At 45.4% G+C, this 20,140-nt stretch carries 17 protein-coding genes and 1 riboswitch; of the genes, 13 read left to right on the top strand and 4 right to left on the bottom strand.

The features are described from left to right. Positions 1-5 precede the first annotated feature (5 nt). Both G3570_RS02330 and G3570_RS02325 read right to left on the bottom strand, forming a co-directional pair. Entirely contained in the window at positions 6-2,276 is a 2,271-nt protein-coding gene (locus G3570_RS02330) for a TonB-dependent receptor (RefSeq protein ID WP_165138769.1), read from the bottom strand. A 157-nt stretch (positions 2,277-2,433) separates the two neighbouring features. Next, complete coding sequence (locus tag G3570_RS02325; protein WP_165138767.1) at positions 2,434-3,201, bottom strand: hypothetical protein; 768 nt, start codon at positions 3,199-3,201, stop codon at positions 2,434-2,436. 425 nt (positions 3,202-3,626) lie between these two features. Here G3570_RS02325 and G3570_RS02320 point away from each other — a divergent pair, with 425 nt between their 5' ends. The 4 genes from G3570_RS02320 to G3570_RS02305 all read left to right on the top strand — a co-directional run bounded on the left by G3570_RS02320 (position 3,627) and on the right by G3570_RS02305 (position 8,008). Further along, on the top strand, positions 3,627-4,433 hold the full coding sequence (locus G3570_RS02320) for a pyruvate, water dikinase regulatory protein (RefSeq protein WP_165138765.1): 807 nt from the start codon (positions 3,627-3,629) through the stop codon (positions 4,431-4,433). A 92-nt stretch (positions 4,434-4,525) separates the two neighbouring features. After that, positions 4,526-5,215, top strand: a complete 690-nt coding sequence (locus G3570_RS02315; RefSeq protein WP_165138763.1) for a class I SAM-dependent methyltransferase — start codon at positions 4,526-4,528, stop codon at positions 5,213-5,215. Between the two features lie 150 nt (positions 5,216-5,365). After that, the gene (locus G3570_RS02310) at positions 5,366-5,767 is read left to right on the top strand and encodes a hypothetical protein (protein WP_165138761.1); all 402 of its coding nucleotides are present in this window, start codon (positions 5,366-5,368) and stop codon (positions 5,765-5,767) included. A 102-nt stretch (positions 5,768-5,869) separates the two neighbouring features. Beyond that, the gene (locus G3570_RS02305; protein WP_165138759.1) at positions 5,870-8,008 is read left to right on the top strand and encodes a prolyl oligopeptidase family serine peptidase; all 2,139 of its coding nucleotides are present in this window, start codon (positions 5,870-5,872) and stop codon (positions 8,006-8,008) included. Between the two features lie 133 nt (positions 8,009-8,141). Here G3570_RS02305 and G3570_RS02300 read toward each other — a convergent pair whose 3' ends face one another. Beyond that, positions 8,142-8,534, bottom strand: coding sequence for a MotA/TolQ/ExbB proton channel family protein (locus G3570_RS02300; protein ID WP_165138757.1), 393 nt, complete (start codon positions 8,532-8,534; stop codon positions 8,142-8,144). A 146-nt stretch (positions 8,535-8,680) separates the two neighbouring features. Here G3570_RS02300 and G3570_RS02295 point away from each other — a divergent pair, with 146 nt between their 5' ends. The 5 genes from G3570_RS02295 (at position 8,681) to G3570_RS02275 (ending at position 13,779) form a co-directional block, all read left to right on the top strand. Further along, positions 8,681-9,445, top strand: coding sequence for a LytR/AlgR family response regulator transcription factor (locus G3570_RS02295; protein ID WP_165138755.1), 765 nt, complete (start codon positions 8,681-8,683; stop codon positions 9,443-9,445). Between the two features lie 588 nt (positions 9,446-10,033). After that, a complete protein-coding gene (locus G3570_RS02290) occupies positions 10,034-11,380 on the top strand; it encodes an OmpP1/FadL family transporter (RefSeq protein ID WP_165138753.1) in 1,347 nt (448 codons plus the stop codon). Positions 11,381-11,632: 252 nt separating this feature from the next. Beyond that, positions 11,633-12,892, top strand: coding sequence for a type III sulfide quinone reductase, selenoprotein subtype (sqr, locus tag G3570_RS02285; protein WP_165138751.1), 1,260 nt, complete (start codon positions 11,633-11,635; stop codon positions 12,890-12,892). A gap of 34 nt (positions 12,893-12,926) precedes the next feature. Then, complete coding sequence (locus tag G3570_RS02280) at positions 12,927-13,244, top strand: TusE/DsrC/DsvC family sulfur relay protein (protein ID WP_165138749.1); 318 nt, start codon at positions 12,927-12,929, stop codon at positions 13,242-13,244. Between the two features lie 19 nt (positions 13,245-13,263). Beyond that, complete coding sequence (locus tag G3570_RS02275) at positions 13,264-13,779, top strand: DsrE/DsrF/DrsH-like family protein (RefSeq protein WP_165138747.1); 516 nt, start codon at positions 13,264-13,266, stop codon at positions 13,777-13,779. 391 nt (positions 13,780-14,170) lie between these two features. Here the strand turns inward: G3570_RS02275 and G3570_RS02270 are convergent, their stop codons facing one another. Next, complete coding sequence (locus tag G3570_RS02270; protein WP_165138745.1) at positions 14,171-14,701, bottom strand: NlpC/P60 family protein; 531 nt, start codon at positions 14,699-14,701, stop codon at positions 14,171-14,173. 94 nt (positions 14,702-14,795) lie between these two features. Here G3570_RS02270 and G3570_RS02265 point away from each other — a divergent pair, with 94 nt between their 5' ends. The 4 genes from G3570_RS02265 to G3570_RS02250 all read left to right on the top strand — a co-directional run bounded on the left by G3570_RS02265 (position 14,796) and on the right by G3570_RS02250 (position 20,110). After that, the gene (locus G3570_RS02265) at positions 14,796-15,524 is read left to right on the top strand and encodes a pyridoxine 5'-phosphate synthase (RefSeq protein WP_165138743.1); all 729 of its coding nucleotides are present in this window, start codon (positions 14,796-14,798) and stop codon (positions 15,522-15,524) included. A 32-nt stretch (positions 15,525-15,556) separates the two neighbouring features. After that, a complete protein-coding gene (gene era / locus G3570_RS02260; RefSeq protein WP_165138741.1) occupies positions 15,557-16,444 on the top strand; it encodes a GTPase Era in 888 nt (295 codons plus the stop codon). Positions 16,445-16,561: 117 nt separating this feature from the next. Further along, positions 16,562-18,241 carry a M1 family metallopeptidase gene (locus G3570_RS02255; RefSeq protein WP_249066596.1) on the top strand — a complete coding sequence of 560 codons (1,680 nt, stop codon included), beginning with the start codon at positions 16,562-16,564 and terminating at the stop codon, positions 18,239-18,241. A gap of 236 nt (positions 18,242-18,477) precedes the next feature. Next, positions 18,478-18,599, top strand: a riboswitch (SAM riboswitch). Positions 18,600-18,781: 182 nt separating this feature from the next. Beyond that, positions 18,782-20,110 (top strand): O-acetylhomoserine aminocarboxypropyltransferase/cysteine synthase family protein, encoded by a 1,329-nt coding sequence (locus tag G3570_RS02250; protein WP_165138737.1) that lies wholly within the window; start codon positions 18,782-18,784, stop codon positions 20,108-20,110. Positions 20,111-20,140 lie beyond the last annotated feature (30 nt).

Here is a 20,140-nt window from a genome sequence, read left to right as displayed (position 1 = left end):
AACACTTATTTACCCAACTTAAAAGAGAGATACGGCAACAATGGCGTCTGATCCACCCTCTGAATGGTATTAAAATCAAAACTAAACACATTATTGCGGTCATAGGTATTGATCGCTCCCAGCTGGGTATCGAGCTTCCAACCGGAGCCAATCTCGAAGGCACGACTTACTGAAAGATCCAGTCGATGATAATAAGGCAAGCGCTCCCCATACGGATGGCTGAACAACGTACGCGCCGTCCCGGGATCTACTGATGGATCCTCCCGGGGCACCTGCACCGATACATCAAAGCCAAAAATCTGGGTATAGGGCCTTCCGGTACCGAATTCCCATCGAGCATTGGCAGTAAATTTGCCGATCTCATAACTGAATACTGTGTTTAGCTTGTGACGCTGATCATGGGGCGGATTGTACTCAAAAATTGACTCCTCGATCCAGGCGCCCAGGTCCCCTGATACTGCCTCATACTCCACTTTTGACCAGCCGTAGCCCACTGACCCAAAAAAGCGATCACCATTAAACTGAAAGCTGAGGTCAAAGCCGTAAGCCAGCCCGTCGGCCAAGGCAGTCTCAATTTCAATACCTACCTCCGGGTCCCATTTTGAAACGGAAATATTTTCATGTTTTTTCACAAATCCTTCCAGGTTGGCGCTAAAATTACTGCCAAAACGCCGCTGATAGCCCAGAATGCCATGCAGAGCACTTGGGTAGGGGTCATTCTGTTCAATCGGTTTTAAAACCGTAAAAACCGTACCTACATCCCGTTCGTCGGAGATGCCGGACATCAGTTGGGCGTATTGACCTGCCGCCAGACTGATTTCCTGCCGGTCGGTTCCGTCAGGTCGCCATGCCATGCGAATACGAGGCTCAAAAGTGATTTGGAGATCAGTGCTCATCTGGGTTGCCAGACCTGGCTGAAGGGAGAAATAGGAATTCGGACTCCAGTCAAAAGAGCTGTAGAGTTTCACGATTGCCACCTTGCGGGCGAAGGATTGCAACGAGGTAAACCGCTCGGCGAGCTCAGTGTTGTAGAAGCGGAAATTGAGTCCTAACCCATAATCGACGGCCATTCCGAATAGCCGCTGCTGCATATCGATATTCATGAATATCTGGCCCAGTGATGAATTGCGTTCAGTACGATCGGGCGCTCCTTCCGAATTATTAAAATGAGAGTAGCCCAACGTGGCCTCCACCGGATAATTAAACTCCTCATCGAAACCTACACAACGACCGCCGAATACCGTATTGGACCAGGAGTGATCAATATTGCGAAGCGGGACTATCTGTCCCTTATCCTGCGTTCGCAAAGCAGTAAAGTTGCAGCTTACATTGCTCTCCTGTATGGAGTAGCGTCCCATGATATCATAGAACTGCACCGGAATATCCTCGCCCGTTAGTGTGGGTCCAAACTGCTCTATGGTTGAAAATCGTCCCAGTAGCATATACGACTGCCGGTTTTTCTTGGTCGGCCCTTCCAGCTGCAGACCCATCAGGTAGGGACTCGCCTCGACCCCGTATCTAGACTCCACCTTGTTGCCCGGTCTCAGATTCACATCAATAACTGCCGAGGTAGCACCGGTATACTCTGACCCGAAGCCGCCGGCAAACATGTTTACGTTCTGAATGATCTCATCCGGAAAGGCTGAATACAGGTTCGATATATGAAAAGGTTTGAAAACCGGCATGTTGTCGACCAGCACCAGGTTCTGCTCGGGCGTGCCGCCCCGGATAAATAGGTTACCGCCCCGGTCTCCGGCGGTAATCACCCCGGGTTCGGTTTGCAGGTATGAAGCCAGGTCTCCACCTACCCCGGGACTGGGAATTCGCGCAATATCCACATCATCGATTCGACGCACCCCGGCCTCACCCGTGGTAATGTAGCGGCGTTCTTCCACGCGCACCTCTTCAATCTCTGTCACGGCCGTTTCCAAGCTAATTTGCTCGATTTTCCGCTCTCCGGCTTCAAAACTGACAGATTCCCGGTAGGCTTTATAGCCCACAAAGGTTACCCTGAGCAGATAATTTGTACCGGGCCGGATATTGCGGATCTCACAGAGCCCGTCCGAGTCGGTGACGCAGTAGTAGCGGACTTCCTCTGTTTCTTCATCAATCAGCACCACATTAGCCCCGGGTAGCGGATTTCCATCTTCAGCCGCATTGACCACGGCCCGCAACAAGGTCGTTTGCTGCTGGGCGTAGACTTTCCCCGAATAAATACCCAGCAACAGAAGTGACAGTAAGACTACAATGGAAATATTCTTAAGAAGCAGGTTCATTAAAATGAAATTGTTTTTAGTGGTTACTCTGTTCTGGAAATCACTAATCACTCGTTACTTATCACTCGTTACTCTTTTCTCATCACTCGTTAATCGTTACTCAAACAATCCTACAGGTTGATTATCTACATTTTGATGCTTCAACTACTTTTGTATCTCATTGGGAGATATCGACAGCAACAGCTAGCGTATCGCGATAGTACGACCCAAACCGCTGTGTACTTGCCCGGATATCAAAGGGATCGTTTTCAATTTTCTCGTAGAAGTCCCTGCTGTAGTGGGCATAACTGATCAAAAAATCGTCATCATCCAGATCCGTGCAGTCCAGATCTTGTCCGTTGGTCACACTGCCCGGTATAAGACTCACCTGTATTTGTGGTGTAAAAGTATAGGTAATTCGACCTTCGGCGTTGGTATCTTCCCGTAATTCCTGCGGGGTAGCCCAGTAAATCGGACCCAGAACACTTTCAAAGGGTATCCCTAATCTGATCACAATGGTACCCCCGTTAGTAGGTTCAAAAGACACCGTGACGGGTGTGTTGCAAGCCTGGTTTTGAGGCCCGGCAACTGGCACCGGTTGTGTTGGCGTCAGTGTTTCAATGGAAGTCTGTGCCCCATCGGAACGCTTTGCCGTAACCGAGTAGGGTGTATCCGGACTTACCGGTTGATTCACTACAAAGTTATGCAGGTAGATATCTTCAAACTGAAGGCGATTGCTTGACAAGGTATCTATTTCCCCGGTTTCCAGGTTTTCCAGTGTTACGGTAGCATTGAGTGTATTAGTTGCTTCCGCCGTAAGCTCGGCATTTAGATCCTTGACACGGATATAGTTGGTTTGACTGTTCAAATCCAGTGCCCCATAGATTCCATATACACCGGCACCACGGTCAATAGGATCAAGATTAGCCTCGCAACCGGTTATCATGAAACCTAGAGAGGCTAATAAAATAACTGCAGATGAAATTCTTATACTCTTCGAGATCATAGTATCTATGTAACTACTTACCTGTTCGTATCAGGTATCCTGATTTCCTCTTTTTCAAATATTCTAAAGTTTTAGGCCTTCTTCAAAGATGCAGGATGTTTATATCAGGTAAAGGATTAAATTGTAAAATATCTTATAGTACGCTCAGTGCACCTCCGCGCTTCTCTGTGACTCTCAGTGGTATAACCGTTACGCTTACAATTTGCCGTCTTAATACCAAACAGCCATTAGCCTCATTAACTTTGCAGTTATGCCGGGGTCTTGTAAATTGCATATGAGGCTCTATAAACCCGCAGACTTCAGGACGTGTTAGGGACGATAACCGGGTTGACAAGAGACCCATCTTTAAAACCTCTGAAAATATCATGCCTGAGATATTTGTCATATCGGATGGTACCGGAAGGACCGCTACCCAAATACTGGAGGCGGCGCTGACCCAGTTCGACCGTGTAAAGGCGAAGATTAACGTCCGATCAAAGCTGCGCACTAAGGAAGAAGTACTGGGAGTAATTGAAGAAGCCAGAACAGCCAACGGTTTTATTGTTCATACGGTGGTATCCCGCAAGCTGAGGGATTTTATTCTCCGTTCAGGACGCCTTCATTCGGTGGAAACCATAGATCTAATGGGCCCTTTAATGGCCCAGCTCACTGATAAATTTGAAAACCTGCCATCAGAAGAACCGGGGCTATTCCACCAACTGAATCGTGCCTACTTTCAACGTGTAGAGGCTATGGAGTTCGCTTTCCGCCATGACGACGGCCGCCGTATTCACGAAATTGACAAAGCTGAGATTGTATTGATCGGTGTTTCCCGAACATTCAAAACCCCAATCAGTATGTACCTGGCTTTTAAGGGTTGGCTGGTGGCAAATGTACCTATTATTCCGGGTCAGAATCTGCCTTTTGATGCTTCGATTCTTTCGAGTGGAAATATCATCGGCCTTCAGACAGACCCAAAAAGCCTTGTACGGATCCGGCAAACCAGACATACCCATTTCGGCGGAGTCACAAAAGATTATGTTGATTTTGAAAAAGTGCGGATGGAGCTAATGCACGCCAGACAGATATTTGGCAAACATGACGACTGGACAGTTATCAAAGTGACCAACAAACCCATTGAAGAAATTGCCTATGAGATACTGGAAGTTATCAAATCGGGAAAAAGGGAGTAATACTAAATATGACTTACACCTCGTTTCATTTGAAGTTGTCACAAGTACTCTTAAATTACATACCGGATACCCGTTATTAAACCCTGATTAAGATGTCATCAAAGCCTGAGTTCCCATACTATTCGGTTACGAGTACATTACATATTGCAGCAATCCGCCTCCGCACACTCATAGTGAACGGTCTGTGGATCATGTTGATATTCCTCACCGCAACCGGATGTGCACGTGCCCAGAGTTACTCGTCAGATGTGAACTGGCTTATCAAGGTTCTGGATATCAAAGAGGGCTCTCATGTTGCTGACATTGGAGCCGGTGACGGGGGACAAACCCTTGCAATTGCGCGATATATAGGTGAAAAGGGACATATTTTCAGTACTGAGCTTGGAGAAGATTCAGTTGAAGAATTAAGAGAAGAGATTGAAAATTCGGGGATGAATAATATTGACGTGCTGGAAGCTCACAACACCCACACTAACCTGCCTGAAGAGTGTTGCGAAGCTATTTACATGCGCAGGGTCTATCACCATATCACAGACCCGGCCTCCATGAATAAGAGTCTGTACCGGACGTTGAAGCCGGGAGGGAAACTGGCCGTCATTGATTTTGAACCGAGAGGTAGAGAAGCCGAAGCCGGAGGAAGGGCTTCGGGCAGCTCACACGGGGTGACTTTGGAAACCGTTGTGAAGGAGCTTCAGCAGGCAGGTTTTGAGATTCTTAGTCAGGAGCAGCGATCGGGCAGGAATGTATATGTAGTTGCCCAGCGGCCGGAGGAAGCGGGTTAAGGGTATATTACCCTTTATGTTTTACCACTAAGTAACACTAAGTTTATCAAATCCCTTATACCCTATACCTTATACCTCAACCCACCTTGTATCCTATCCCTTCTTTTGCTACCATTGAGTTGAATATCAATAGAGTTGGCTTTATTCATTATGAACAAGCTCCCACCATTCGCACACGGTCTCTTTGATTATCTAACGGTAATCTATTTCTTCGTGGCACCGTCTCTGTTTACACTAACACCTACTGTGGCAACCATCTCCTACCTGCTGGGTGCCGTTCATCTGATGCTGACCCTCTTCACCAATTTTCCCCTTGGAGTAAAGAAAATCATTCCATTTCGGGTTCACGGTTTCATAGAGCTAATCGTTTCAGTACTGCTCATGATCATGCCGCTGCTTATGGGAGAATCAGTCACCTTTTACGACTCCCTATTCTTTATCCTGACCGGGGTAGCGATTTTACTGATCTGGATACTCAGTCGGTATAAGCAGAAACCAAAGCCTCCTATTGAAACAAGTACAGAAAACCCATCGGAAACCGAATCATCCTGAGAGTTTGTAGCGGGCCGATACACCGTATACCCGGTATAGATCTCAACCATTTTTTTACTACATTTTGAAAATGTTTAGCCGTCAAACAAACCTCTCATATCTATGAAGAAGAAAACACTTTCATCCCTCCTGTTGATCTCCCTGCTGTTTATTTACTGCAACCGGCTACCGGGTCCCTCAGGTGTCGATATCCAGTATCCCGAAACCAAAAAGGTAGATACTGTTGACACCTATTTCGGAACGGAAGTAGCCGACCCTTATCGCTGGCTGGAAGACGATAACAGTGCCGAAACGGAAGCATGGGTTGAGGCCCAGAATGAAGTGACCTATTCCTACCTGGAAGAGATCCCCTTCCGCGATCAAGTTGAAGAGCGAGTAAAAGCGCTATTCGATTACCAGCGAGTCACCGCACCAAACAGGCACGGCGATTACTATTATTATTATAAGAACGACGGGCTACAAGATCAGAGCGTGTACTACCGCACTATGGATCCTGATAGTGATAAGGAAGAAGTCTTCCTGAATCCCAATGAGTTCTCGGAAGATGGTACCATATCCATGGCGGGAACCTTCTTTTCGAAAGACGGATCATTGATGACCTACCTTATTTCAGATGGAGGTTCAGACTGGCGTAAGGCTATCACACTGAATACTGAAACAAAAGAGATGGTAGGCGACACGCTGACCGATCTTAAGTTTACCGGTGTATCATGGAGAGGCAATGAAGGTTTTTATTATAGTAGTTACGAGCGACCGGAGGAGGGAGAAGCTCTTACCGCTGCCAATCAGAATCATAAGGTCTATTTTCACGAGGTGGGTACATTACAATCCAGCGACCGGGTAGTATTCGGGGATGAAGTGCGGCGACGCATTGTCTCCGCCTATCTTACCGAAGACGAGCGATTCCTGGTGTTATCAGCAGCCCAGGGTACCAGCGGCAACGAACTCTATATCAATGACCTGGACAACCCTGAATCGGATTATATCCAAATTATTGATGATTTTGAAAACAATCACCAGGTCATTCATAGTGACGGGGATCGACTACTTATCTATACAAATCGGGAAGCTCCCAATTACCAAATCGTTGAGACAACCATTGATGCACCCGAACCGGCCAACTGGGAAGCGCTCATACCTGAGTCTGAAAATGTCCTTAATAATGCTTCAACAGCAGGTAGTTACCTGTTCCTGAATTACCTGGAAGATGCAAAGTCAGCTGTACAGCAGGTTAACCTTTCAGGAGAATATGTAAGGGACGTGGAACTGCCTACCATCGGTTCTGCGAGCGGCTTCAGCGGGGAAGCTGATGATGAGGTGCTCTACTATACCTTTAATTCGTTTACTTACCCGAGAACTGTTTTCCGGTATCATATTGAATCAGGTGAATCGGAGCTGTTCAAGCAGCCCAATGTAGCTTTTGATCCGGATAGGTACGAGACCAAACAGGTGTTTTACGAATCCAAAGACGGCACCGAAGTGCCTATGTTCATAGTTCACCGCAAAGGAATGGAGCGCAATGCCAACCACCCGACACTGCTTTACGGTTACGGTGGTTTTAACATAAGTCTGACTCCTTCTTTCAGTACCGACTGGATTTCCTGGCTCGAACTGGGCGGTGTCTTTGCCATGGCCAACCTGCGTGGTGGCGGTGAATATGGAGAAGAGTGGCATGAAGCGGGCACCAAGATGCAGAAACAGAATGTCTTTGATGATTTTATAGCGGCCGGAGAATACCTTTTGCAGCAAGACTATACGCGTTCCTCCAAACTGGCGATCATGGGCGGTTCTAATGGCGGACTCCTGGTTGGTGCCACGATGACACAGCGTCCGGATCTGGCCGGCGTTGCCATACCCCAGGTAGGGGTTATGGATATGCTTCGCTATCACAAATTCACTATCGGTGCGGCCTGGGCTTCTGATTACGGGCGTGCGGATGAGTCGGAAGAGATGTTCCATTACCTGTATGATTATTCTCCCTATCATAACCTGGAACCTAATACCGAATATCCCGCCACACTGATTACCACGGCCGACCACGACGACCGGGTGGTACCGGCACACTCTTTTAAGTTTGCCGCGCGCTTACAGGAATACCATTCAGGAGATGAACCTGTGCTGATCCGAATCGAGACCCGGGCCGGTCACGGGGCAGGAACGCCGACCAGCAAAGAGATCGAACAGCTGACCGATATTTACTCTTTTATTCTATACAATATGAATGAGAAACCTGAAGAGTAAGGGAAAAGAGGTATAAGGTATAAGGATAATGGGTTAAGGATTAAGGGCTGTACCAAGCGTCCTCGCTTGGTACATTACCCCGTGATTTGCCTTGTGAATAATACTTGAACCCACTTCACTACTCTCCCACTATTTACTGAATCTGCTGACTAGTGCTGTTCTTGACGGTATAATCTAGACCCAGCCAAAGCAGATATGAGATCAAGAAGATGATCATCCCATACATGGTGGAAATCATGGATACTTTCAATCCGCCCATCAATATTGCCGGAGAAACATCACCGGCCATCTCTATCGCTGAGAATGCCTGGTATAAACCCAGCAATTGCGTAAATATCCCGAAGACTAAAGAGAAAAGTCCCAACGATTTAATATAAGTCAACCGGTGCCTGAAAGTAGTCTCATGTTCTACATTCCCTCGGCTAATTTGAATAAATTGGTATACTGCTATGGCGCATATAATTAGTAAGAGTAGCGTTAGTATGCCCATAAACAGTGGTCCGCCGGCGAAAAATAAATCAGTCATAATAGTTTTATTAAGTTGCGATTGTACTATGACTCAATGTATATCACAAGGTGGTTTTCAGGCAATGTAGAAACCCGGTTTAAACCTGCATTCTGTCGAAAAAGTATGCTTTAAAGGGTATATTTGTGTTTTTTTGAGAAAAATTGATGCTCAAATTACGTACTCATATCATTTTCTGGCTTGCCGTTACCGTACTGCTTACGGTTTTATTCGGCAATGTTTTTGAGAGCTATATCCTCTCATTTTACTTCGTTTCCATGTTGCTTCCCGTAGCGGTGGGTACTTCCTATTTCTTCAACTACTACCTGGTGCCCAAATTCTTGCTTAAACAGCGTTATATCAGATTTACCGTGTATTTCCTCTACCTGCTTATCATCTCAACCTACCTGGAAATGTGGGTGATCACAGGCTCTTTCGTACTGCTGGCTGATCTCAATTACAGAAGCCTGAGTCCGGTGGTAACCAATATTTTCGTACTCGCCATTATCCTTTATTTCATAGTGTTCCTAAAGGCCTTTGTACTGCTGGTCAAACGTTCCTTCAAAATGCAGGACAAATCAAAGGTACTGGAAGCTGAAAAAAACAAAATGCTCAAAGGCTTTTTGACGGTACGTGCCGACCGCAAGCAGACTAATATTCCCTTTGATTCCATAGACTATATTGAAAGTGTAGGTGATTATATAAAAATTGTTACCGATTCTGATGATCCTATTCTAAGCTATGAACGGATCAGCCACATCATCAAAAAACTGCCCGAACATTTCCTTCGCATTCACCGCTCTTTCATTGTCAATGGCCGAAAGGTCGATATGTTTTCGAAGAATGATTTGAACGTAAATGGAACAACCCTGCCCATCAGCAGAACCTATAAAAAGAGGGTTAATAGTAAGCTTACAAGGAGAAAGAAGTAAGAGATCCAATCGCAAGTTCATAGGTAAAGACCTGACAGTGTGATAAACCAGTACCTCACATTTTTAATGACCGCGTCTCTCTAAGTTATTCGCAAAATCATTATTGAGGTGTGAATTAATAAGCACCTTCTCCCACTCGTACTCATTGGAGGTTTAGTGTGGCACTATTTGTGGTGGCTGCCTTATTGAATAAGATAAAGGTTAAGGAATATCAGGTTTCAATTAATCTTCAAAGGCTTTCCTTTTTCCTGATAAATGGTAATCCGAGTATCATTCTAAACGACCTATCATACTTCAGGAATGCAAGATTCCTGCTTAGAGCTCTGAAACAAAGAGCTGAAATTGAAGCCACTCCTGTAAATACTCTGTTGCTTCTATCAATTGTTTGGACTTGCAGTTCAGAGGGGTATCCATTGAAAATAGCAACAGGCAGTTTCCGACCTCTCAATTCTTATCAATTCTCCAATAAAATCTACTGTATCAAATGAATTTTAAGAAAACCAACCTAAACCGGTTAAGAATTTTACAACTGTACCAATTGAACCCAAAAGATTACCAACATTACATAAACACTAAGAGGTATCCATTATGTATTTACTGAGAATAAGAAATAGCACAAGTTCACTACTCAAGCAAATCCTGGTATTGTTTATATCGATGCTATTCGCAATTTCAACATATGCCCAAACCGGTCACGTCATGAGTGGTGTGGGAGCCATCGACCAATCCATGTCCGGAGCCGGAACAGTAGCTCTGCCCCTTGATGGATTAAGCGGTCTGTATGCAAATCCGGCAACATTAACCCATTTCGAGGGAATAACTTTGGATGTTAGCCTTCAAATTATGAGGCCTAGCGGCACCCTATACTCATCAATTCAGGAAAATGCATTTGGCCCAAGTTTCCCCAGCGCAACAATTTCGGGATCAACCGAAAGTACCGCAGGTCCCTTTCCAATTCCTGCTATTGCATTAACCTACGTGCCTGAAAAATCAAATTGGGCATTCGGTTTTAGTGCTTACGGGGTCGGGGGTTTTGGTGTAGATTATGAAATGACTCCGACAAACCCCATCACCACACCCCAAGCCCCCAGCGGCTTTGGGTTCGGAGCAATACCCTCTGAATTCCAACTACTACAGGTGGCACCCAGCATTGCCTACAGAGTAAACAACAAGCTTTCTATCGGATTTTCCCCACTGTTAAATCGTTCCTCCCTGGAAGTAAATCCATTCCCCGCAGCAACTCCCGATGATGGAAACGGGGACGGGTTTTACAGTTATCCGGATGGCCCTAAGACATCTGCCCTGGGTATCGGCTATTCTATTGGTCTAAACCTCAAAAACATAAATAACTTCCATTTTGGAATCTCCTACAAAAGCACTCAGCATTTTGCTGATCTGAACTTTAATTCATCTGATGAAACAGGAAATCCAAGAGAATTCAGCTTTAACCTGGACTACCCCTCTATACTTACAGGAGGTTTAAGTTATACCGGAATAAACAGACTTTTGATGGCATTTGATGTTAAATACATCGACTTCTCACGAACTGATGGTTTTAATAGGAACGGATATGATGAAACTGGTGCCGTACAAGGTTTCGGATGGGAAAGCATATTTGTCTACACTGCCGGTTTGCAATATGAGTTGACCCGGAAACTTCCTATTCGATTTGGTTACTCCTACAATCCTTGTCCAATTAATCATGACGACTCGTTTTTCAATGTTTCCGCCCCCGCTATTATTGAACATCACATAAGTACTGGTGCTTCATACCCGCTATCTTCTAAAATTCAGCTAAGTGGCGCCTTCCAATATGGGGTAAAGAATAGTACTCAAGGGCAATGGATAGGTCCACAGGGAAGCATGGCGGGTACGGAAGTCAAAAATGAACTATCAACTTCCATATTCATATTCGGACTCAGTTTTGACTTGTAGTTAATATCTGAGTTACCAAATAACCTGCTGCCACCTCAGGCAGCAGGTTAGCTATAGAGTGTTATTAAGCTTTTACAGTATTGATTAATCTCTAAAAGTACCGGTATTAAATCTGTAAGTAATTGCACTACAGAATATTTCTACAGCACCTCGCAACCCAGCGAAACTGATAGAATTAGATTGTTTGAAAACAAATTACCTGGAAAGAATTGACGTATAGATTACGTAAGATTAAAAGTTGCGAGGCCCACTATGAAAAAATTACTCATTTTAGGTGCAGGTATGGCCGGCACCATTATGGCCAATAAGTTCAGCAGAGTTCTGGATGACAGACGATGGCACATCACCCTTGTTGATAAAGACGATACTCACTACTACCAACCCGGCTTTCTCTTTATCCCTTTTGGCATCTATACGCAGGAAGATGTAATCAAACCCAAGAATAAGTTCTTCCCAAAGGATGTTGAGGTTCGCTACTCTGAAATTCAAAAAATATATCCGGAAAAGAATGAGGTAAAACTCGAGAACGGCGATATTTTAGATTATGATTACCTGATCATCGCAACCGGTACCGAAATCCGTCCGGATGAAATTGAGGGAATGACCGGACCACTTTGGCAGAAATCAATTTTTGATTTCTACACACTTGAAGGCTCAACGGGACTGGCAGAATTTCTAAAAAAGTGGGAAGGCGGAAGATTAGTCGTCAATATTGCTGAAATGCCCATTAAATGCCCTGTAGCACCCTTAGAATTTGTTTTCCTTGCCGATGATTATTTCAAAAAAAGAGGCATGCGCGATAAAGTTGACATTACTTTGGCAACACCTCTGCCTGATGCCTTTACCAAACCGGTGGCTGCACACAAACTGGGTGATTACCTTGAAAAACGGAATATCCATCTGGAAACGGAGTTTGCCATAGGCAGAGTAGACAATGAGGAGAAAAAAATAGTTTCCTGGGATGAAAGGGAAATTCCTTTCGATCTTTTAGTGGCTATACCGACCAATATGGGTACCCGTGCGATTGAACGCAGTGGAATGGGGAATGAATTCAACTATGTGCCCACCGATCCTCAAACACTTCGAGCTAAAGAGTGGGAAAATATATTTGTTATTGGAGATGCTACCGACCTGACATCCTCAAAAGCAGGCTCTGTAGCACATTTTGAAGGAGATATTCTCTTTGAGAATTTTATGGCTGTTGTAGAAGGACGAGAACCCGAGGCCCATTTCGACGGACATGCAAACTGCTTTATTGAATCGGGTGACGGTAAGGGATTACTTATCGATTTCAACTATGATACTGAACCTCTACCCGGAAAATTCCCCATTCCTGGCATCGGACCCTTTACCCTGCTGGAAGAAACAGCCATCAACCACTGGGGAAAAATGATGTTTAAATGGATTTACTGGAATGCCCTCATAAAAGGTAAGGAACTGCCGGTTCAAACTAATATGAGCATGAAAGGGAAAAAGGTTCCTGAAGAAGCAGAGTTTGTCGGCGCCAAATAATTTAAAAATGAAATAAACCTATAGAGGTATCATTATGTCAACAGCAACATTAGCCAATAAAACCCTGGAAATTGATGCGGAGGGTTTTTTAAAGGATCATACCCAATGGAACAAAGATATCGCCCGCGAACTTGCTGAGCAGGAAGGTATTTTTGAACTGACTGATCGACACTGGACAGTCATTGAATTTATGCGCAAGGAGTATGAGGAGAAGGGCGACGGTCCTTCGATCAGAAAACTTACCAAAGAGAGCGGGGTTCCAACCAAAGAGCTGTACCAGCTTTTTCCTAAAGGACCAGCAAAGAAGGCTGCTAAAATAGCCGGGATACCCAAACCAACAGGATGTATCTAAGATCATAAAGAGGATTATCATGAATAGTGCAGAAACCAAAACTTCACCTAACGGAACTCCGAAAGTAAAAACCCAACCTATTGAAAAGGTATCCATTATTATCTCTCGTGGATCACTGGATAGCGTATATCCCGGATTGATTATGGCAAACGGTGCTCGAATGGAAGGCATAGAGGCCACCCTCTTTTTCACTTTTTTCGGGATGGAAGCGATCATTGACAAGAAAATGGATAAGCTGAAAGTTGCAACGGTGGGAAATCCTGCCATGCACATCCCGACATTACTAGGCGGTTTACCGGGTATGTCTGCTTTTGCTACCCGCAAGATGAAACAGGAGATGGAAGAGCTAGATATCCCTCCCGTGCGTGAATTCATAGAGATGATACATGATACCGGCGCTGATATCTACGCCTGCAAAGCCAGCGTAGATATGTTCCATCTTACCATGGAAGATTTCTGTCCACAGGTCGATGATATCATCTCCGTGGGCAGGTTTTATGAACTCTCGGAAGGAGCACAGATTATATTTACCTAAGAGAATTCAGTTCTTATTAAAAACAGACAATGGAATGGGTCTTGCCTACGCGCTTTGCCATCTGCAAGAAACCTATTCCAGGTAATAAAAAGGGAGTACGGAAGTGCTCCCTTTTTTTGAGAACGTTAACAGGGTAGATTAGCGACTATTCAATATCACTGTGGAGCAGTGGTTGAGATCGATAGACAAACTAATAGATACACACCTCCAAGGTACAATAGAACCTTGGAGGTGTATTAAAATAGCTGCCTTCCCATTAATGGTACTAGCGAGACGCTAGCACCATAAAATATAAATCCGTGCAAATTCGAGGCAATAACCACCCTGAAGTTTCCGTGAACGTCCCGCTTGTGAGGTTAAAAATTTTAGACTGTGTGGCTTCGAATCTCTTTTAAAGTACCCTGCGAGCCGCCAGGTACCTGCTCGACCAGTAGTATTCTTTCAGACTGCTGATCATAACCCCCTTGGAGGTGGATGCATGCAGAAAGTCTTTACCCTCCGTAATGATCCCCACATGGAGAGTTTTTCTGCCGGTCCTGAAAAAGACGAGATCGCCTGTCTTTAAGGAAAGACGACGAATACCTGTTCCTGCATTTAGCTGAGTACGGGTATTGGAAGGCAATTCCAAACCGAAGTAATTCTCAAAAACAATTCTGACGAAAGAGGAACAGTCAACACCGCTGGAGCTTGCTCCTCCGAGAACATATGGAGTACCCTTCCATTCCCGGTAGGCCTGCATAAGCGTAGAACGTGCTTCGTTATAAGACGAAACAGAAGCCGCCATGGGTGGAGATGAGACATCGGGGTTTTGCCCACCGGATGTTGTAGAAGGCGGAGCGCCGGTACGCGGTACCACACCACATCCTCCTGCAAAAAGGAGAATTGCAGCGAAGGAGATGATTTTTTTTGGGGTAATGGTCATACAAATTTGGGTCAATAATGCATCTAAAACTCTCCTACAAATAATCTATATTTAGGCCTTCAATAACAACCGATAATTAATTCTACAGAATCCCATGCAGCTTCTGGTAAATATTGATCACGTTGCAACCCTCAGAAACGCCCGCGGCGAAGGGTATCCCAGTCCTGTGGAAGCCGCTAAGGTATGCGAGGAAGCAGGAGCTTCAGGTATCGTTTTTCACCTGCGCAAAGATCGCCGCCATATACGTGATGAAGATGTGTATGCACTTAAAAAAGCCGTCACCGGCACACTCGATTTTGAGATGGCGGCCACACACGAAATGATTAATATGTGTCTTGAGGTAAAACCTGAGCTTATTACCTTGGTCCCGGAGAGCCGTGAGGAACTTACTACCGAGGGCGGACTGAATATGAGTACCCATTTTGACGATTTCGAACAGCGTGTTTTCCCAAAAGTGCAAGGCAGCGGCATCGAAATCAGCCTGTTTCTGGACCCCAATCCTGAGGATATTGATCTGGCCGGGAAACTCGGAAGTGATGCCATAGAACTTCATACCGGGACCTATGCGAATGCCCAGACCGAAATAGCACGGACCCACGAACTGGAACGTTTGAAAGAGGGTGCCGAACAGGCTCATGATCTGGGCATGAAAGTGAATGCCGGACACGGCTTGAACCTCGACAACCTGGATGAGTTCGTCAGTACCGTACCCCATCTGAATGATGTAAGTATCGGACATGCGCTGATCTCCACTTCCCTATTCAAAGGTTTGCATAACACCGTCGAGTCATTCCTGGAAATCATGAATAAATATAACCACTAAGTGCACTTAGTGACTAAGTGTTAAAACAGAGTATGGCAGAACAAAAAGAGCAGCACAAATCAGGCTACATAGCTATTCTGGGGAAGCCCAATGCGGGCAAATCCACTTTGATGAATAGAATTCTGGGCAGTAAAATCTCTATTACCACCCATAAGCCTCAAACCACACGGCACCAAATCCTCGGTATCCATTCGGAGGAAGACCTGCAGATTATATTCCTGGATACCCCCGGCATCATCGATCCGAGGTATGAGCTGCAGAAAGCCATGATGCGACTGGTGGACCGTGCCCGCAACGATGCCGACCTTATTTTGCTGATAGTCGATGTAGAGGAACCTCAGATCCCGAATCGTATCTTTAAGGCTTTCGCTTCGTTGCAAAAGCCCGTAATGCTGGTCGTCAACAAGCTGGACAAAGTTTCAAAGCCGGGTGCCCAGGCCGTAGCTGCCGAATTGAAAACGAAATATGATTTTGAAGAGACCGCATATGTTTCGGCCCTGACCGGTGAGGGAATTTCTGAATTGATGAATACGATTAAAGAAAGACTCCCGGCCGGACCTCCTTTTTATCCGAAAGATATGCTCAGCGAACAGCCGATTCGATTTTTCGTGGCTGAGCTAATCCGTGAACAGCTTTTTCTGCAATTTCACCAGGAACTACCCTATTCGTGTACGGTAAATATTGTACAATATGATGAACGCGACGACCTTGATTATATCGATGCCGAAGTGATTGTGAACCGTGAATCGCAGAAAGGCATGTTAATCGGAAAGGGCGGCAAAGCTATCAAGAAACTCGGGAAAAACGCTCGGGAGTCTATTGAGCAATTTATCGACAAAAAGGTGTATCTCGACCTTCATGTTAAAGTACGCGACAAGTGGCGCGACAACCCCAATATGGTCAGGAACTACGGGTATTAAATAAATATTGCCCTGCTTTTTACCACTAAGTTATACGAAGAATCTCTGTGAAACTCTGTGCTTCTTTGAGTACCTCTGTGGTACAGTCATGCACAAATGATAGAAAGATTTATATTTATGAATAAGTTTTTTATAGCTCTATTACTAGTCACATCATTTCTCTTTATTCCAAACGCCAAGGCTCAATTATTACAGGAGCAAGACGAGTTTTCCAAGGCTGACAGCCTGCGGGGCAGCATCACTGCCGAGCGAGCCTGGTGGGATGTCACCTTCTATGACCTCAGCGTCAACATTTTCCCCGAAGACTCCACCATCAGCGGCTACAACCATATCACTTACCGCGTAACCGATTCCCCAAAGGATATGCAGATAGATCTTCAGCCGCCGCTTGAGGTAGATCAAATCCGTCAAGACGGGAACAACCTAGACTTTACCCGTGAAGGGAATGCCTTCTTCGTTGATATGCCAGGAGAGCTAAAAAGAGATTCCCTTTACACCATATCGATCTACTATCAGGGCAAACCCAAAGTCGCCGAAAATGCCCCATGGGACGGAGGGTTTGTCTGGGCGACAGACTCTCTCGGTAATCCCTGGATTGCCACGGCTAACCAGGGGCTTGGAGCCAGCGTATGGTGGCCGACCAAAGATCACCAGTCAGACGAACCTGACAGCATGGATATCAGCATTACTGTGCCAAAACCGCTTGTAAACGTTTCCAACGGGAGACTCAAAAGTAAAACCGTCCACGAAAATAGTACAACCTATACCTGGCATGTGAGCAATCCCATCAACAATTACAATGTGGCTGTAAACGCCGGCAATTATGTAAATTTTACCGAAACCTATGAGGGAGAATACGGTACGCTGGACTTGAGTTATTGGGTCCTGGAGCAGTATCTGCAAAAAGCGCAGGAACAATTCAAGCAGGTCAAACCCATGATGAAGTGCTTTGAAGAATGGTTCGGTCCCTACCCATTTTATGAAGACAGTTTTAAACTGGTTCATACCCCCCACCTGGGCATGGAGCATCAAAGTGCAGTTGCCTATGGCAATGCTTTCCGTAACGGCTATCGAGGTACGGACCTATCGGGTTCAGGGTGGGGTTTGAAGTGGGATTTCATCATCATCCATGAGGCGGCCCATGAATGGTGGGGCAACAATATCACCACCAATGATATTGCCGATATGTGGGTGCATGAAGGTTTTACCAGCTACGCAGAAAATATTTATGTGGAATGCCGGTTCGGTAAGGAAGCTGGTGCAGAATATGCCAGGGGGTTGCGCGACCGAATTAAAAATGAACAGCCGGTGACCGGGACCTATGGTCTGAATGATGAGGGTTCGGGTGACATGTACTACAAAGGCAACAATATGCTGCATACGCTACGCCAAATTGTAGATAACGACTCCACCTGGAAAAACATCCTTCGAGGGCTTCAGGAAACATTCCGGTATGAGACCGTAAACGCATCGGAAGTGGAACGCTATATCATCGCACAGTCAGGCAAAGACCTCGACGATGTTTTCGACCAGTACCTGCACTACGCGGAAATACCCGTTTTTCAGTATTATTTTAAAAACGATCGCCTCTACTACAAGTGGAAGGCCGATGTAACCCATTTCGATATGCCTATGAAGGTAGGGAACGGTGATGGCCGATTTATTTTTATCTATCCAACATCAACAAGGTGGAAAAGTAGCGACCTGGATCTGGATGATTCATCGGACTTTCAGGTTGACCCAAACTTTTATATACAAACTGAGCGTCTTGGAGTATCAAATGAGCAAGACTCTTAACATTTTTTTAAGATCGACTCTTGTATGATCTTAAATAACATTGTATGTTAAGTGCAGAATTTAAAACCACTTATGAAAGAACTGTTAGAAAATATAAGCCCTTGTTGTTGTTCCATGTGTAGGCAGAAGGAATACACCGGGGGATAGCTTTTTCATAAGTCTGTTTGAGTTTACAAAGTCCCTCGGTTCTCGCCGAGGGACTTTTCTTTTTATTGTTCTTTATAAATTTGAAAGTACTCTTATCGAGAAAGGCAGAGGGATCAGGCCCTGTGAAGCCTTAGCAACCATTTCGCAGTCTTTTCAATAAGCTGCGGGAAAGGTGCTACTTCCTGCTCCATAACGTGGAGAAAGATAAGCAGTAAGGTTCGGTTTCTTACAACCAAAGCCTCTTCTGAAATCTTCCCACGTATTATGGACACAAAGATTTCGGAAGAGGCTTTTTTATTGGCGAAGATTTTGAAGAATGCCTTTTGGGGCGTCTAAACTCAGCTAAAGAATTGTATTAAAATTAACAGTCACAAAAAATCAATCATAAAAGCCATGAGTAACAACGGAGAAGAAAGAAACCTAAAATTTGAGACATTGCAGCTGCATGCCGGTCAGGAACCAGACCCTGCAACCGGTGCACGAGCAGTTCCAATCTACCAAACTACATCCTATGAGTTTGATAATACCGATCATGCAGCAGATCTTTTTGCGCTAAAGGAGTTCGGTAATATCTATACCAGAATCATGAATCCGACCACTGATGTGTTTGAAAAACGCATTGCTGCGCTGGAAGGCGGAGCCGCAGCAGTAGCCACCAGTTCCGGACAGTCGGCACAGTTTTTAACTATTGCTACCATCGCACAGGCCGGTGACAACATCGTATCCACCAGCTTTCTGTATGGCGGTACTTACAACCAGTTTAAGGTGACGCTGCCCCGCTTGGGCATCGATGTCAACTTTGTGAAAGAAGATACACTGGAAGCTTACGAGTCTGCCATAGATGAGAATACCAAGGCGCTGTATGTTGAATCAATCGGTAACCCCAGAGGAAATGTGCCCGATTTTGAAGGACTCAGCAATATTGCACAGAAGCATGGCATACCCCTTATAGTCGATAACACCTTTGGGGCGGGTGGTTCTATTTGCCAACCAATTAAGCATGGGGCCAATATTGTCACCGAGTCGGCTACCAAATGGATAGGAGGACACGGAACCAGTATCGGCGGTGTGCTCGTGGATGCCGGTAACTTTGACTGGGGCAATGGTAATTTCCCTTTGTTTACCGAACCTTCTCCTGCCTATCACGGGCTTAAGTTCTGGGAGACATTCGGTCCCGATGGTCCGTTCGGTAACATAGCGTTTGCCATTCGAGCGCGAGTAGAAGCACTCAGAGATTTCGGATCGGCACCTTCCCCCTTCAATAGTTTCCTGCTACTTCAGGGACTGGAAACCTTGTCGCTGCGTACCGAGAGACACTGCGAAAATGCACTGAAACTGGCCAAATGGCTTAAAGAACAGGATGCTGTGTCTTGGGTTAACTACACCGGTCTGCCTGACCATCCCTATCACGAGCAGGCAAAGAAGTACCTGCAACCGGGTAAATTTGGTGCGGTTCTTACGTTCGGGGTAAATGGCGGATTTGAAGCCGCAAGGACCTTCATTGAAAATGTGGAAGTTGCCAGTCACCTTGCCAATGTCGGGGATGCCAAGACACTGGTCATTCACCCTTCATCTACTACGCACCAGCAGCTTAGTGACGAAGAACAGACTTCCAGTGGTGTAACGGGTGACCTGATCAGAGTATCGGTAGGTATCGAACATATCGATGATATCATTGAAGATTTTGAGATTGCTTTCAGCAAAATCAAGGTTACAGCTTAAATAAGTCATCCCGACCCGCCAGTAGGTGGA

Source organism: Halalkalibaculum roseum (assembly GCF_011059145.1).
GTDB classification, from domain to species: Bacteria; Bacteroidota; Rhodothermia; order Balneolales; family Balneolaceae; genus Halalkalibaculum; species Halalkalibaculum roseum.
The sequence above is the reverse complement of the archived record's forward strand: the minus strand, read 5'-3'. Positions and strand labels throughout refer to the sequence as shown.

Excerpts from the sequence above, each read along its gene's own strand:
- G3570_RS02330 (WP_165138769.1), bottom strand. The coding sequence starts at position 2,276 with ATGAACCTGCTTCTTAAGAATATTTCCATTGTAGTCTTACTGTCACTT.
- G3570_RS02325 (WP_165138767.1), bottom strand. The coding sequence starts at position 3,201 with ATGATAACCGGTTGCGAGGCTAATCTTGATCCTATTGACCGTGGTGCC.
- G3570_RS02320 (WP_165138765.1), top strand. The coding sequence starts at position 3,627 with ATGCCTGAGATATTTGTCATATCGGATGGTACCGGAAGGACCGCTACC.
- G3570_RS02315 (WP_165138763.1), top strand. The coding sequence starts at position 4,526 with ATGTCATCAAAGCCTGAGTTCCCATACTATTCGGTTACGAGTACATTA.
- G3570_RS02310 (WP_165138761.1), top strand. The coding sequence starts at position 5,366 with ATGAACAAGCTCCCACCATTCGCACACGGTCTCTTTGATTATCTAACG.
- G3570_RS02305 (WP_165138759.1), top strand. The coding sequence starts at position 5,870 with ATGAAGAAGAAAACACTTTCATCCCTCCTGTTGATCTCCCTGCTGTTT.
- G3570_RS02300 (WP_165138757.1), bottom strand. The coding sequence starts at position 8,534 with ATGACTGATTTATTTTTCGCCGGCGGACCACTGTTTATGGGCATACTA.
- G3570_RS02295 (WP_165138755.1), top strand. The coding sequence starts at position 8,681 with ATGCTCAAATTACGTACTCATATCATTTTCTGGCTTGCCGTTACCGTA.
- G3570_RS02290 (WP_165138753.1), top strand. The coding sequence starts at position 10,034 with ATGTATTTACTGAGAATAAGAAATAGCACAAGTTCACTACTCAAGCAA.
- sqr (WP_165138751.1), top strand. The coding sequence starts at position 11,633 with ATGAAAAAATTACTCATTTTAGGTGCAGGTATGGCCGGCACCATTATG.
- G3570_RS02280 (WP_165138749.1), top strand. The coding sequence starts at position 12,927 with ATGTCAACAGCAACATTAGCCAATAAAACCCTGGAAATTGATGCGGAG.
- G3570_RS02275 (WP_165138747.1), top strand. The coding sequence starts at position 13,264 with ATGAATAGTGCAGAAACCAAAACTTCACCTAACGGAACTCCGAAAGTA.
- G3570_RS02270 (WP_165138745.1), bottom strand. The coding sequence starts at position 14,701 with ATGACCATTACCCCAAAAAAAATCATCTCCTTCGCTGCAATTCTCCTT.
- G3570_RS02265 (WP_165138743.1), top strand. The coding sequence starts at position 14,796 with ATGCAGCTTCTGGTAAATATTGATCACGTTGCAACCCTCAGAAACGCC.
- era (WP_165138741.1), top strand. The coding sequence starts at position 15,557 with ATGGCAGAACAAAAAGAGCAGCACAAATCAGGCTACATAGCTATTCTG.
- G3570_RS02255 (WP_249066596.1), top strand. The coding sequence starts at position 16,562 with ATGAATAAGTTTTTTATAGCTCTATTACTAGTCACATCATTTCTCTTT.
- G3570_RS02250 (WP_165138737.1), top strand. The coding sequence starts at position 18,782 with ATGAGTAACAACGGAGAAGAAAGAAACCTAAAATTTGAGACATTGCAG.